The following is a 13,707-nucleotide window of genomic DNA, read 5'->3' on the forward strand; positions in this document are numbered from 1 at the left end:
CGGCCTAAACGCCGCGTTTGTTTCCCCATAGCATGACATGCAGCTGGGGTAGCACGCGCGCCGCGTGCCAACGATCCGCGATCACCAGATCAACCAGCCACCGCATCCGCGCGTCGATACCGGGCAGGTCGACGGCGGCGCTGTCATCGCCGGGTGGGGGCGGTGTGTGATTGCCGGGCTGCAAGTAAACTGGCAAATCAGGATGGCGCGCGGCCACATCGCGCGCATAAGCGTAGTCGGCATCATCGAACACCACGATCTTTAGCACGGTGGCGGCACCCTGCGCGGCATCCACGCACTCTTGCAGCATCGCCCAGTCAGTCTGCATTTCCGATGATGGCGGCTTGGGGCTAAGGACCAGCATATCCAGCTGCGAAAACCAGTCCCTGGATACCGATCCTTGTGTTTCCAGAGCAAACCCATAGCCGCCCTCGCGCCCCATCTCGATCAAATCTCCAAATGGCTGGATCGCTGGATTGCCGCCTGACAGCGTCACAGTCAGCGGCTGGCCACCCGACAGGCGGCGCACCTCATCCATGACCGCAGACGCGCTCATCGGGGTCCAATCATGGCGGTATTCGCTATCGACAGCATGCAGGCTATCGCACCAGACGCAGCGATAATCGCAGCCGCCCGTCCGCACGAAAACCGTTGGCACACCGATCAGCGCACCTTCGCCTTGTATCGTGGGGCCGAAAATCTCAGATATGCGGATTGCATCGCTCATGGCCGGTATTCAGCCCATGTTTTCGGCGTCTCGCTAACCTTAATGGCTGCCGTTTCCGGCCAGCGGGCGGCGCACCAATCATATAGGTGCTTGGCCAGTTGCTCGGCGGTGACGCAATCATCGCCCAGCACATCGTTCAAATGGCGATGATCCAGAGTGTCGTCAATGTACCGCTTCAGCGGCGCCAGTTCGAGGTAGTCCCGGACAAATCCATGTTGGTTCAGCGTGTCCGACGCCAGTTCGACCACCGCGACATAATTGTGCCCATGCAACCTGGCGCATTGGTGATCTTCGGGCAGACCAAAGAGCTGGTGAGACGCCGAGAAGTGGAATTCCTTAGTGATGCGATACATATCCTACCCTTCCGTTCCGGTGGCCACGCGCCAAAAATCGGCGTCGGCATAGATCGTGGGGTCAACAATGCCCGCCAGATGAAACGCCTCGCGCCGTTCAACGCAGGTGCCGCAGCGCCCGCAATGCAGATCGCCGCCCTTATAGCACGACCATGTCTGGTCAAACGGCGTTCCATGCTTGGCGCCGTCAATGGCGATATCGGCCTTTGAGCCATGAACATAGGGCGTCAGCAGTTGCACCTCTGCGTAGCCGTCCATGGCCCGGTCCTCCATTGCCTGAAAGGCCGCAATGAAATCGGGTCGGCAGTCGGGATAGATAAAGTGATCGCCGCCGTGCACGGCAGTTGCCACCGCATCCACTTTCTGCGCCGCTGCCATGCCAAAGGCGATGGCCAGCATTATCGCGTTGCGGTTTGGCACCACGGTAACCTTCATCGTATCTTCGGCGTAATGGCCGTCTGGCACCTCGATATCGTCGGTCAGGGCGCTACCACCGAGGGCGGCCCCGACGCTCGCAATATCGATAATATGGTGGGGAACGTCCAATCGCTGCGCACATTGGGCGGCAAAAGCCACCTCTTTGGAATGGCGTTGGCCGTAGTCAAGAGACAGCAACGCGTGCAGATTGCCCTCTGCCGCAATGCGATGGGCAAGCGCTACAGAATCCATCCCGCCGGAGCAGATGACTATCACTTTCATGTCGTGTCCTTGTTTTGAGCGGGTAGGCTGCGACCGCGTATACCCTGCATTTAAGGGTGCGCCGCGCCCAAGGCAACCCGCCCGGCCGCGTTATCGGGTGATCAAGTCGCCGTCGATAGGCATGGCGGTGCCGATTACGTCATGGGACAGCGGACTACCTCGCCAGAGGCCTTTTCCCCGATCTCAGCAGCGTTGATGACGCCGCCCATGGGCTGCTTTTCGCCCAAGAGGTCGGCGATTGCAGCCTCGCGCCCTGTGCAATATCCCAGCCCGGATTTCTCGGATCGAGCCAGTGACAAGCGCTATCTTTCCTACCAGATCCGTCATTTCAGGCCCCTTTCGCCGTCGCGCAGCGCTGCGCAGGCCATCCCATGCACAAACCCGGTTTTCTATGGCGGCGGCATGACATATAAGCGGTCGAAATCATAGCGCGCCAAAAGGCGCGCAAGCCGTTCGAGGATACCAATGCCAAAGAAAACGCATGACGACGACGTCGCCTTCATCAAAGCGCTGGCCGAGCTGCTCAATGAAAACGAGCTGACTGAACTTCAGGTCAAGCGCGCATATGGCGAGGACGACAGCCTGAACGTGCGCGTCAGTCGCAAGGTCGAGGCGGCGCCGCAATACTTGGCGCAGGCACCTGTGCCGCAGCTTGCCGCGCCGGTCGCAGGCTCTGTCCCCGCACCTGCCACCCAAGGCGAAGATCCCGCCAGCCATCCCGGCGCGGTTACTTCGCCCATGGTCGGCACCGTCTATACGCAGGCCGAGCCGGGCGCGCCGTCCTTTGTATCCGTTGGTGATAAAGTGTCCGAGGGCGACACCCTGCTGATCATCGAGGCGATGAAAACGATGAACCATATTCCCGCCCCACACGGCGGCACGGTCAAGCGTATCCTCGTCGAGGATGGCGCCGCGGTCGAGTATGGCGCACCCCTGATGATTATCGAATAAGGCACCAGCAATGTTCGACAAAATCTTGATCGCCAACCGGGGCGAAATCGCCCTCAGGGTCATCCGCGCCGCGCGCGAAATGGGCATCCATAGCGTCGCCGTGCATTCCACTGCCGACACAGACGCGATGCATGTACGCATGGCGGACGAGAGCGTCTGCATCGGCCCGCCCCCCGGCATCGACAGCTATCTGTCGATCCCCGCGATCATCGCGGCTTGCGAGGTGACGGGCGCGCAGGCGATCCATCCCGGTTATGGCTTTCTGTCCGAAAACGCAGCTTTCGTGCAGATTGTCGAAGATCATGGCCTGACATTCATCGGCCCTACGGCCGAGCACATCCGCGTCATGGGTGACAAGATCACGGCCAAGGAAACAATGCGCCAGTTGGGCGTGCCGTGCGTGCCGGGCAGCGAGGGCGGCGTTCCGAACTTGGCCGAGGCCAAGCGTATTGGCGACGAAGTCGGCTATCCGGTCATTATCAAGGCAACTGCCGGCGGCGGCGGCAAGGGCATGAAGGTCGCTCAGAACGCTGGCGAAATGGAGCGCGCATTTCAGACCGCGCGCGCCGAGGGCAAATCAAACTTTGGCAATGACGAAGTCTATATTGAGAAATATCTGACCACGCCGCGCCACATCGAGATTCAGGTTTTCGGTGATGGCAAAGGCCGCGCGGTTCATTTGGGCGAGCGGGACTGCTCACTTCAGCGGCGCCACCAAAAGGTATTCGAGGAGGCCCCCGGCCCCTCAATCACCGAAGAGGAGCGCGCGCGTATTGGCGCAATCTGTGCTGATGCCGTGGCTCGTATTAACTATACTGGCGCTGGGACGGTAGAATTCCTTTATGAAAATGGCGAATTCTACTTCATTGAGATGAACACACGCCTTCAGGTCGAGCATCCGGTGACCGAAGCGATCTTTGGTGTCGATCTCGTACGCGAACAGATTCGCGTCGCCGCGGGACTGGAAATGGATTTCCATCAGGACCAGCTGAAAATCAACGGCCACGCTATTGAGGTCCGCATCAATGCCGAGAAGCTGCCGGAATTCGCGCCACGCCCCGGCAAGATTACGCAATTTCACGCGCCCGGAGGTCTTGGCGTGCGTATGGATAGCGCGCTTTATGACGGCTACACCATCCCGCCCTACTACGATTCGCTGATCGGTAAGCTGATCGTCCACGCCCCCGACCGCCCCGCAGCGCTGGCGCGGTTGAATCGGGCCTTGGGCGAGCTTATCGTCGACGGCGTCGATACCACAGTGCCCCTCTTCCACGCGCTTTTGCAGGAAAAGGATATCTTGACCGGAGAATACAACATTCACTGGTTAGAGCACTGGTTGGAGACGAACCTGCGGGGATAAGGCCACGGGCGAAATGATGAAGGATGACGACTTCTCCCTGACGCCTGAACTCTTGCTACATGCCTATGCTGCCGGCGTTTTCCCCATGTCCGAAGGGCGCGACGACCCCGAAATTTTCTGGGTCGATCCCCATAAGCGGGGGGTATTGCCACTGGACGGCTTGCACATCTCGCGCAGCTTGGCCAAGAGGATGCGGCGCGGCGGATATCATGCGACCCTCAACATCGATTTCGCGGGTGTCGTCGATGCCTGCGCAGACAGGCCCGAGACGTGGATTAACGCAGAAATTCGAGCGCAATACATCGCGCTGCATATGCTGGGCCATGCCCACTCTTTGGAAATCTGGCAGGATGACGCGCTGGCCGGTGGCGTCTATGGCGTAAGCTTGGGGGCCGCATTCTTTGGCGAGAGCATGTTTTCGCGGCGAACGGACGGATCAAAACTGGCACTGGTTCATCTCGCCGATCACCTCAGGCGCTGTGGCTTTGCCCTGTTTGATACACAGTTTCTGACCGATCATCTGGCCAGCCTCGGCGCAGTAGAAATCACCCGCGCGTCCTACCGGTCGCAACTGGCCGCCGCACTGGACAGACCTGCGGCGGTGACGCGGTACGCGCTGGATACGTCGCCTTACTCAATTTTGCAGCGCAGCACCCAGATGTCATAGCGTGGATGGTCGAGCGCATTCAGCGCTGGCGACGATGCGATCATCCAACCTGAGAATATCGGCGCATCCTGCCCCTCTTCGCGGATCGTCAGGAAAGCAAAAGCGTCTGCCGCCGGATCACCCTGCGGATAGCGGCACTGTGCCATCTCGACGGTCAGCGGCCCAAATTGAGCCTGCTCGCCCGGTCCAAGCGGTATGTCGATCACATCGCCCGACAGCTTTTCCAGGCCGCGCAGGATGGCGCCCGTGCCAACAGCCGCATTCTCTTGCGCAGTTGACGCCAGCGGCAAAAGCGCGGCAAAGCAGATCGCGATTAGTCTCATTCAACTGGCGCCTTGTCATCACCGCCGACGAATTTCATCAGCAGCGATACGAGGCTGATCGACCCTTGGGTAAATTCGATCTGATCGCCGGGCGCGAAATAAAGCGGCGAGCCGCCGGGCAAAATCTCAACGTAGTTGCCACCCAAAAGGCCTTCGGACGAGATCGCCAACGCACTATCATCGGGCACGTCTATGCCCTCGGCTACGCTGATCGTGGTATCCGCGCGGTAGGTGCTGGGGTCCAGCGCCATCGACGTGACGCGCCCCACCTTGACGCCCGCAAGGCGCACATCCGTCCCTACAGTGATACCGTCAGCAGACCGGAAGCTGGCCGCGAGCTCATAGCTGTTGCCGCCTGCCTGCGCGCCAGTCAGTTTGCCCGCATAGACGACAAATCCTAGTGCGACGGCCAAAACAACGCCGCCTGCGATTATTTCGCTTTTGTTCTCAGCCATTTGCGTCCTCCGCCTGCACGCACATTACTCGGGGCGCCACGCCTCATAATCGCTACGCGGCTTTGGCTCGCTGCGGCGAATAGATCCGGCGGGCGCATAAGCCAGCGCGGTGCCGGTCAAATTTTCCAGATGCGGCTTTTCCCAAGTCTGGTGCGGAAGCGGAGCCTCTGTCGGCGGCTCTTGATAAGTGTGATGTAGCCAGCCGTGCCATTCGGGGCTCACGCGGGTTGCTTCGGCCTCGCCATTATAGATTACCCAACGCCGTACGCCGTCCTTGGAGCGATAGAAAATGTTGCCCTGCGCGTCCTCGCCTACTTTGGTGCCCTTGCGCCAAGTGTAGAACTGCGTGTTGAGGGTCTGCCCGTGCCACCAGGTCACGGAGCGTAGCAGCGAATTGAGAATACCCATGTCGTCCTCCGGCAATCATTGCCTCTGATATGGCGTATCGCCGGGCAAAGGTCCAGTGTTCAGGATACTTTGAGCGGGCAAGTGCGCGCGGCCAACAATGCAAAAAAGGCGGACCAATCGGCCCGCCTTTGAAACTGACTGAGCGCCCGCTAATTACCCCGCGCTGGCGCCTTCCTTCTTGGCGCTTTCGGCATAGATCATCAGCGGTGCGGCGGCTGACGTCGCGGCCTCCTCGTTGACGACGACCTCTATGACGTTCTCCATGCTGGGCAACTCGAACATCGTGTCCAGCAAAATATCCTCAAGAATCGACCGCAGGCCTCGTGCGCCCGTCTTACGTTCAATCGCACGCTTGGCGATGGCAGTCAGCGCGTCGTCAGTAAAGCTGAGCTGCGCGTTCTCAAGTTCGAAGAGGCGCTGATATTGTTTGACCAATGCGTTTTTCGGCTGTGTCAAAATGGTGATCAACGCATCCTCGTCCAGATCCTCGAGCGTCGCAATCACTGGCAGGCGGCCAACAAATTCGGGGATAAGGCCAAACTTCAGCAGATCCTCTGGCTCCAGATCCTTAAAGACCTCGCCGATACCGCGATCATCCTTGTCGCGCACGTCGGCTCCAAAACCCATGGCACTACCCTTGCCGCGCGCGGCAATGATCTTGTCCAGACCGGCAAACGCACCGCCGACGATAAAGAGGATATTGGTCGTATCGACCTGCAAAAACTCCTGCTGCGGGTGTTTGCGCCCGCCCTGCGGCGGCACAGCGGCGACCGTGCCTTCCATCAGTTTCAGCAGCGCCTGCTGCACGCCCTCGCCCGACACATCACGGGTGATCGAAGGGTTTTCGGACTTGCGCGTAATCTTGTCGACCTCATCGATATAGACGATGCCGCGCTGCGCGCGCTCAACGTTATATTCGGACGATTGCAGCAGCTTGAGAATGATGTTCTCAACATCCTCGCCGACATATCCGGCCTCGGTCAGCGTTGTCGCGTCGGCCATAGTGAACGGCACATCGAGAATTCTCGCCAAGGTCTGCGCCAGAAGTGTCTTACCGCAACCAGTGGGACCAATCAGCATGATGTTGGATTTTTGCAGCTCAACATCGCCGCTTTTGCCGGAATTGTTCAGCCGTTTGTAGTGATTATGAACAGCGACCGACAGCACCTTTTTAGCGGTTGCTTGCCCGATTACATAATCGTCCAATACATCACAAATCTCGCGCGGAGCAGGAACGCCGTCGGACGATTTCAGCCCGGCAGTGCGCGTTTCCTCGCGAATGATATCCATACATAGCTCGACACATTCGTCGCATATAAACACGGTCGGACCCGCGATTAGCTTGCGCACCTCATGCTGGCTCTTGCCGCAGAAGCTGCAATAAAGGGTGTTCTTGCTGTCGCTGCCTGAACTATTCGACATGATCTACCTTTCGGGCGGTGCGTTGCATGGGGGGCCCGGCGCGGGTGCCGGGCCGCCGTCATCTTTAGCTTATGGCAGGCGCCGGGCGGCGACAATCGCAAAATGCCGCGCCCTCTGCCTGACGTATCTACCCTTTGGGCTTGGGCTTTTCGTCGTCTTCGGGCTTAATCCGATTCTCGACGATCTCGTCGATCAGGCCCCATTTCTTGGCGTCCTCAGGCGACATGAAGTTATCGCGCTCCAGCCCCTCTTCTACCTTTTTAAGGGTCTGGCCGGTATGCTTGACGTAAATCTCATTCAGCCGCTTTTTCAGCTTCTGCGTCTCTTCGGCGTGAATCATGATATCCGTTGCCTGGCCCTGATACCCGCCTGACGGCTGGTGGACCATGATGCGCGAATTTGGCAGCGAGAAGCGCATGCCCGGCGCGCCAGCAGTCAGCAGCAATGAGCCCATCGAGGCCGCCTGTCCGATGACCAGCGTCGACACCTTGGGGCGAATGTACTGCATCGTATCGTAGATCGACAGGCCCGAGGTGACAACACCGCCAGGGCTGTTGATATACATGCTGATTTCCTTTGACGGGTTCTCCGCCTCCAGGTGCAGCAACTGCGCGACAATCAGGCTGGACATACCGTCATGGACGGGTCCGCTGAGGAAAATAATACGCTCCTTCAGGAGGCGCGAGAAGATGTCGTAGGCACGCTCGCCGCGGCTGGTCTGTTCGACCACCATCGGGACGAGTGTGTTCATGTAGGTGTCCATCGGGTCTGTCATAATCCGCCTTGCCTGCTGGTTTGTGTCTGATCCATACCTGACCAGGTCCTAAAAGAGTCTTAGTAGCGCGCCCAAGGGGCTGCAAGGGCGCGCCGGGAATTTGTATCTTAGCTAGGCCGCTGTGCTTTCGCGTCCAATGGTGCGGCACAGTAGCAGTACCGGGATCAGACCGAACGCCACCAGTGCCAATGACGGCACGGCAGCTTCGTGCAACCGCTCATCCGCAGCAAGGCGGTAGGCCTGTACTGCCAACGTCTCAAAGTTGAATGGGTGCAGAATCAACGTTGCGGGCAATTCCTTCATCACGTCGACAAAGACGATCAGCAGCGCGGTCATAACAGACGTGCGCGCCACCGGAAGGTGAACGCGCCACAAAAGGCGCGCAGGCCCCTGCCCCAGACTACGCGCGATCGCGTCAAAATGCCCCGGAACCGTCGCCATACCGCTGTCATACGCATTCAGGGCTGCGGCCATGAAACGCGCCATGTAGGCCAGCACCATCAGCCAGATCGATCCGGTGATCAGCAGCCCAGTATCGATGCCAAACCGCGCCTCCATCACGCGGTCGATGGCATTGTCGAGACCGGCCATTGGCACCATTAGCCCCACGGCGATTACCCCGCCCGGCACCGCATAGCCGAGGCCGGCGCCCACCACGAGGCCGCGTGACACGCGTCCCGGCCGGGTGCGCGCCCTGAAGCCAATTAAAATCGCTCCTATCACAGTCAGCACGGATGCAACGCCGGCCAGCGTCACCGAATTAGTCATCAGATGCAGGTAGCGAGGCTGAAGCAGGCTCTGCCCCGATCCCCACGCCATAGTGCCCAGCATAATAACAGGGATCAGAAATCCCAGCAGAACGGGCGTCAAGCAGACCGCCGTCGCGCCCCAGCCGCGCCAACCGGCCAGGCGCGGCTTGGTCAGCACCTCGAAACGCGCGCCACCACGGCTGGCCCGCCGCGCCTTGCCGCGCTGCGCCCGCTCTAGCCCGGCCAGCAGCAACGCAAAGCTAAGTAGGCATAGCGATAGCTGCGCCGCCGCCGCCCGGTCGCCCAGCGAAAACCAGGCCTGATAAATGCCCGTGGCAAATGTCTGAACGTTAAAGAACGCCACCGTGCCAAAATCGGCAATCGTCTCCATGATCGCCAGCAACGTGCCGCCCACGATAGCAGGCCGCGCCATGGGCAGCGCAACGGACCAGAATGCGGCCACCGGCGAACGACCCAGCGTACGCGCGACCAGAAACGCATTCGAGCTTTGCTGGCGGAAGGATGCGCGCGCCAGCAGATAAACATATGGATAAAGCACGATGGTCAGCATCAACGCCGCACCGCCAAGGCTGCGGATTTCGGGAAACCAGTAGTCGCGCGGGCCCCATCCGGTGACGTTTCGCAGCAGCGTCTGCACTGGACCGGGATGATCCAATAGCGATGTATAGGCATAGGCCAGCACATACGCCGGAAAGGCCAGCGGCAGCGCCAGCGCAATCTCCAGCCAGCGCGCACCGGGAAAGCGGTAGACAGTGACCAGCCACGCGGCACTCGTGCCGATGATCGCGGTACAAGTGCCAACGATGGCCACAAGCGCCAATGTGGTTGCCGTGTAACGCGGCAGGACCGACCACAGCACGTCGCGCCAGGTCGCCAGATCGCCGCTCAGCGCAGCCAGCGCTGCCGCAATGATGGGTGCGACGCACAGCGCGGCAACTGCCCAAGCCAAGCGATACATCAGCCGTTCGATCAAGAAAGCGCCCCTCGCTGCCCGGCGCCTATGCCTGAGCGTTTCGATCAATAATCAGCGGTGAGTCAAGGGTCAAGGCCGACACGGCAGAGCGCGCGGCGGCACATCACCGCAGCAAAGGCATTGCAAGTCGTTGGGCCGCGCGATCATGGGGCTGCTAACGCCGTCCTCGGGCGAAATCTACTTTCGCGGGGCGCGCATTGATACGATGGACGAGGCCGAGCTTGAGCCCATCCGCGCCGACATGCAGATGGTGTTTCAGACCCCCGACGCCTCGCTCAACTCGCGTCGAAACGTGTTCCAGACATTGGCCGAACCTATCCGCCACCTGATGCCGGAAAGACCCCCAAACATTCATATACGCAACTGCTGCTCGCCGCGATTCCGCGCCTGCGCGAGTTCGGAACCAGCGGAACGACGGCTGCCTGCCATTTCGCTGAATGAGCCAATTGTTCTATTTAGGCGACTTACGCTCCAATGTTCGCGTATAAGTTGCAGACGATTGCATTAAAAAGACTAGGCGCCCATTGCCCCGATATCTGCCCGTGCCACTGCTGTCGCCTTCAATATCGCGTAGCAAGAGGCACCCGGCGCAAGGCCTAGCTCATCCATCGCGTCTGCAGTGATCCGCGCCAGCAAGCGGTCCTCGCCCAGCCTTAGTGACAGGGCTACGCCCGGACCGTCGCCGCGATGAACTGCCTCGACTACGGCAGGCAGGATGTTGCGCGAGGACAAGCCCGTAGGCCTCTCTTGCGACACCAGAACATCCTGCGCCAATATCCTGATGCGCAACAATTTCCCCACCTCCGCCTCGATACCCGGAAGCCGCAGTTCACCGCCGTCGATGGAAAGGCGGCTAAGGCCCAGCGGTCTACATTCCATCACCCGCGCAATCAGGACAGATCCCGCCTCGCGCACGCCGATCAGCGGCACCATGGCCGGATCGCTTAGTACGTCCGTCACATCGCCGGCGCGCAGCACACGGCCCGCACGCAGTACAATGATGCGATCCGCCAGTCGGGCGATTTCGGCCATGGAGTGCGTGATATAGACGATAGGTACAGCCCCACTGTCGCGAAGGCGCTCTAGATAGGGCAGGATCTCATCCTTGCGCGGGCCGTCCAGCGCAGCCAATGGCTCATCCATTAATAGCAGACGGGGCCGCATGGTCAGAGCGCGGGCAATAGCCACCCGTTGCCTTTCACCGCCAGACAGGTTTGTCGGGCGGCGACGCATTATTGCGCCGATACCCAGCATGTCTTCAATCTCGCCGCCATCTAGGCCCGGCGCATCGCGCGGTGCATACCGTGCACCGAACGCGATGTTCTGCGCGGCTGTCAGGTGCGGAAATAACCGCCCCTCCTGAAAGACGACTCCGATCCTGCGGCGCGCCGCAGGCAGGAAAACCCTATGCGCCCGATCCAGTAGCACGTCACCGGCCAGCACGATCCGACCAGCATCAGGCCTCAGCAACCCTGCAATAGCATTCGCGATACTGGTCTTGCCTGATCCAGATGGGCCGAACAGTGCAGTAACGCCCGGTCCAGCCTCAAACGCCGCGTCCAACGTAAAATCGCCAAAGCGATGCGATATGTCGACGTTCAGGGTCATGCTCGCACCCGCGCTGCCATACGCCGCGCCAGCCATTCGGATATGAGCACGGCGGCAATGGCGACGCTGGCCGACAGGACCACCAGCCGCATCGCAGACCCCTCGCCGCCCGGCACCGACAGGAACGCATAGATTGCCGAGGGCAGCGTCTGCGTCTGGCCCGGAATGTTGGCGACAAAAGTGATCGTCGCGCCAAATTCGCCCATCGCCTTGGCAAAGCCCAGCACCGTGCCCGCCAGTATCCCTGGCCCGATCAACGGCAGTGTCACGCGCGCGAACGCCTCCCAGCGTCCAGCCCCCAGCGTCGCAGCGGCCTCCTCCAGCTTGGGATCGACCGCCTCAATCGACAAGCGAATGGCGCGCACCATCAGCGGGAATCCCATGATACCGGCGGCAAGCGCTGCGCCCGTCCAGCGAAAGGCAAAGACGATGCCGACCTCAGCCAGTGCGCCGCCGATCCAGCCGTTTCGCCCAAACGCAAGCAGCAACAGATAGCCCGTCACAACCGGCGGCAAAACCAGCGGCAGATGCACCAGCGCGCTCAGCACCGCATGGCCCGGAAACTGGCGCCGCGCCAGCAGCCACGCCACCGCAATCGCGAACGGCAGGCTGAAAATGACCGCCGTCAGCGAAACCTGCAGCGACAGCAACAGCGCGTCCCAGGCAGCCGCATCCAGCATCAGGGCGTTCCCCCAGGCAGCACGAAGCCATGCGCGGCGAAAATTTTACGCGCAGCGTCAGCTTGTAGAAACTCAACGAACGGCTTGCCTGCCTCGGTGAGTGCAGCGGCGGGATAGACTATTGGCGCATGAAGTGCATCCGGCACGCCATAGAGGATGCGCACGCCAGCCTCCGCCGCCGCGTCGGTGACATAAACGATGCCCAGCGGCGCCTCGCCCCGCGCGACAAGCGCTAACGCTGCGCGGACGCTGTCCGTTTCAGCCAGGTGCGGCTCCATTGCGGCCCACAATCCGGCCGCCTCCAGCCATTCCCGGCCATAAATCCCCGCTGGCACGCCGCGTGTCTGGCCCATCGCGATGCGCCCGCCATCCAGCCGTTCCAGCAGTGCATCCGCCGTGACATCAGGCAGTTCAGACGCGCCGGATGGCCCGATTAGCACCAGCCTATTGCCCACTAAATCGACGCGCCGGCCATGATCGACGCTGCCCTGCTCTTCGAGCCAGTCCATCCAAGCGGCGCTCGCTAAAATTACGACATCGGCGGGCGCGCCCTGTGCGATTTGCCGCGCGATCTGGCCGCTGCCGCCGACCGATACGGCGACATCGCCCGTGTAATGCGAAGCGATCTCGGCCAGTACGCCATGCAAAGACGCGGCGGCGAAAACAACAGTACGGTCATCTGCCATTGTGCGAGCAGGCATCACGGACAGCACCACCACCGCGCACAACGCACGAAAAGTTGCTACATACAGGCCTTTGCTTGTTGGCTGATGGCTCAATTCTTAGCCTCCTGCGCGGCATCCGGGCCGGTCGCGAGGCGCCTGCGCAGACGGCCCTCCGGCACCCGCAATGTTCGGATGGTTGTTTTTCGCGACGTTTCGCAATATATTGTGTAAAAGCAAGAACAAAAGCGCAAGATCGCAGATACGGCGACCACTCGTGCAGATATTGAGACAAAGCAGACAGATCGTGAGCACCACCTTGAACATGGCCCAGGCCCCCATTGACCTGACCGATGCGCACAAAAGCGATGTGCGCACACAATTCGGTGCGCTCTGTTTTCGGATGGTGCGTGGCAAGCCCGAGGTGCTACTGGTCACCAGCCGCCGCACCAAACGGTGGATCGTGCCAAAGGGCTGGCCGATGGATGGCAAAACCCCATCCGAAAGCGCCGAAATCGAGGCATGGGAGGAGGCAGGCGTGCGCGGCAAAGTGTACGACCGGTGCCTGGGCGTCTATTCCTATCGCAAAGCAATGGAAGATGACGAGGATCTCCCTTGCGTCACAATGGTCTATGCGATGAAGGTCCGCGAATGTGCCGCAAAATACCCCGAAGCGCAGGAGCGCAAGCGCAAGTGGCTGCGCCCCAAGAAGGCCGCCGCATTGGTTGATGAGCCCGATCTGGCGCATATGATCCGTAATTTTGACCCCCAGCAGGTCAAAAGCTGATCCAACGCGGCGACGCGCAGCGCAAGTGCGCGCTTGTTTTTCGCCTCATCGCCGTTATCTACGTCTTAATGTCACCGGGCAAAGAAC

17 protein-coding genes are annotated in these 13,707 nt (G+C 60.5%); 4 read left to right on the plus strand and 13 right to left on the minus strand.

All coding sequences use genetic code 11. The features are described 5' to 3' along the window. Nucleotides 1–4 precede the first annotated feature (4 nt). The 4 genes from queE to MK6180000_RS20355 all read right to left on the minus strand — a co-directional run bounded on the left by queE (nucleotide 5) and on the right by MK6180000_RS20355 (nucleotide 2,078). On the minus strand, nucleotides 5–727 hold the full coding sequence (queE, locus tag MK6180000_RS12825; RefSeq protein ID WP_138935085.1) for a 7-carboxy-7-deazaguanine synthase QueE: 723 nt from the start codon (nucleotides 725–727) through the stop codon (nucleotides 5–7). Continuing rightward, nucleotides 724–1,080, minus strand: a complete 357-nt coding sequence (locus tag MK6180000_RS12830) for a 6-pyruvoyl trahydropterin synthase family protein (RefSeq protein WP_138935086.1) — start codon at nucleotides 1,078–1,080, stop codon at nucleotides 724–726. The genes queE and MK6180000_RS12830 overlap by 4 nt, the downstream gene beginning before the upstream one ends. A gap of 3 nt (nucleotides 1,081–1,083) precedes the next feature. Next, complete coding sequence (queC, locus tag MK6180000_RS12835) at nucleotides 1,084–1,779, minus strand: 7-cyano-7-deazaguanine synthase QueC (protein ID WP_138935087.1); 696 nt, start codon at nucleotides 1,777–1,779, stop codon at nucleotides 1,084–1,086. Between the two features lie 134 nt (nucleotides 1,780–1,913). After that, nucleotides 1,914–2,078: a hypothetical protein gene (locus MK6180000_RS20355; RefSeq protein ID WP_171054622.1), complete on the minus strand. Its 165-nt coding sequence runs from the start codon at nucleotides 2,076–2,078 to the stop codon at nucleotides 1,914–1,916. Nucleotides 2,079–2,244: 166 nt separating this feature from the next. Between MK6180000_RS20355 and accB the strand changes: the two genes are divergently transcribed. Genes accB through aat form a run of 3 tightly spaced genes read left to right on the plus strand, consistent with a single transcriptional unit; the run spans nucleotide 2,245 to nucleotide 4,757 of the window. Then, the gene (accB, locus tag MK6180000_RS12840; protein ID WP_138935088.1) at nucleotides 2,245–2,730 is read left to right on the plus strand and encodes an acetyl-CoA carboxylase biotin carboxyl carrier protein; all 486 of its coding nucleotides are present in this window, start codon (nucleotides 2,245–2,247) and stop codon (nucleotides 2,728–2,730) included. A 10-nt stretch (nucleotides 2,731–2,740) separates the two neighbouring features. Then, nucleotides 2,741–4,090, plus strand: a complete 1,350-nt coding sequence (gene accC / locus MK6180000_RS12845) for an acetyl-CoA carboxylase biotin carboxylase subunit (RefSeq protein ID WP_138935089.1) — start codon at nucleotides 2,741–2,743, stop codon at nucleotides 4,088–4,090. Nucleotides 4,091–4,106: 16 nt separating this feature from the next. Then, a complete protein-coding gene (gene aat / locus MK6180000_RS12850; protein ID WP_138935090.1) occupies nucleotides 4,107–4,757 on the plus strand; it encodes a leucyl/phenylalanyl-tRNA--protein transferase in 651 nt (216 codons plus the stop codon). Here the strand turns inward: aat and MK6180000_RS12855 are convergent. The 9 genes from MK6180000_RS12855 to modA form a co-directional block, all read right to left on the minus strand. Further along, complete coding sequence (locus MK6180000_RS12855; protein ID WP_138935091.1) at nucleotides 4,721–5,080, minus strand: DUF2155 domain-containing protein; 360 nt, start codon at nucleotides 5,078–5,080, stop codon at nucleotides 4,721–4,723. The genes aat and MK6180000_RS12855 overlap by 37 nt on opposite strands. Next, nucleotides 5,077–5,535, minus strand: a complete 459-nt coding sequence (gene mlaD / locus MK6180000_RS12860; protein ID WP_138935092.1) for an outer membrane lipid asymmetry maintenance protein MlaD — start codon at nucleotides 5,533–5,535, stop codon at nucleotides 5,077–5,079. Before mlaD ends, MK6180000_RS12855 begins: the two co-directional genes overlap by 4 nt. Before the next feature lie 24 nt (nucleotides 5,536–5,559). Beyond that, entirely contained in the window at nucleotides 5,560–5,943 is a 384-nt protein-coding gene (locus MK6180000_RS12865; RefSeq protein ID WP_138935093.1) for an NADH:ubiquinone oxidoreductase subunit NDUFA12, read from the minus strand. A 153-nt stretch (nucleotides 5,944–6,096) separates the two neighbouring features. Continuing rightward, entirely contained in the window at nucleotides 6,097–7,365 is a 1,269-nt protein-coding gene (gene clpX / locus MK6180000_RS12870; protein ID WP_138935094.1) for an ATP-dependent Clp protease ATP-binding subunit ClpX, read from the minus strand. A gap of 127 nt (nucleotides 7,366–7,492) precedes the next feature. Then, on the minus strand, nucleotides 7,493–8,140 hold the full coding sequence (locus tag MK6180000_RS12875; protein ID WP_138935095.1) for an ATP-dependent Clp protease proteolytic subunit: 648 nt from the start codon (nucleotides 8,138–8,140) through the stop codon (nucleotides 7,493–7,495). Between the two features lie 111 nt (nucleotides 8,141–8,251). Then, nucleotides 8,252–9,868: an ABC transporter permease gene (locus MK6180000_RS12880; protein WP_138936494.1), complete on the minus strand. Its 1,617-nt coding sequence runs from the start codon at nucleotides 9,866–9,868 to the stop codon at nucleotides 8,252–8,254. A gap of 528 nt (nucleotides 9,869–10,396) precedes the next feature. Beyond that, nucleotides 10,397–11,491, minus strand: a complete 1,095-nt coding sequence (gene modC, locus MK6180000_RS12885; RefSeq protein WP_138935096.1) for a molybdenum ABC transporter ATP-binding protein — start codon at nucleotides 11,489–11,491, stop codon at nucleotides 10,397–10,399. Beyond that, nucleotides 11,488–12,171: a molybdate ABC transporter permease subunit gene (modB, locus tag MK6180000_RS12890; RefSeq protein WP_138935097.1), complete on the minus strand. Its 684-nt coding sequence runs from the start codon at nucleotides 12,169–12,171 to the stop codon at nucleotides 11,488–11,490. The genes modC and modB overlap by 4 nt, the downstream gene beginning before the upstream one ends. Then, complete coding sequence (gene modA, locus MK6180000_RS12895) at nucleotides 12,171–12,872, minus strand: molybdate ABC transporter substrate-binding protein (RefSeq protein WP_138935098.1); 702 nt, start codon at nucleotides 12,870–12,872, stop codon at nucleotides 12,171–12,173. The genes modB and modA overlap by 1 nt, the downstream gene beginning before the upstream one ends. 268 nt (nucleotides 12,873–13,140) lie before the next feature. Here modA and MK6180000_RS12900 point away from each other — a divergent pair, with 268 nt between their 5' ends. Next, nucleotides 13,141–13,620, plus strand: a complete 480-nt coding sequence (locus MK6180000_RS12900; RefSeq protein WP_342777721.1) for an NUDIX hydrolase — start codon at nucleotides 13,141–13,143, stop codon at nucleotides 13,618–13,620. The last annotated feature ends 87 nt before the right edge of the window (nucleotides 13,621–13,707 follow it).

The sequence above is a fragment of the Roseovarius arcticus genome, from assembly GCF_006125015.1.
Taxonomy (GTDB): domain Bacteria; phylum Pseudomonadota; class Alphaproteobacteria; order Rhodobacterales; family Rhodobacteraceae; genus Roseovarius; species Roseovarius arcticus.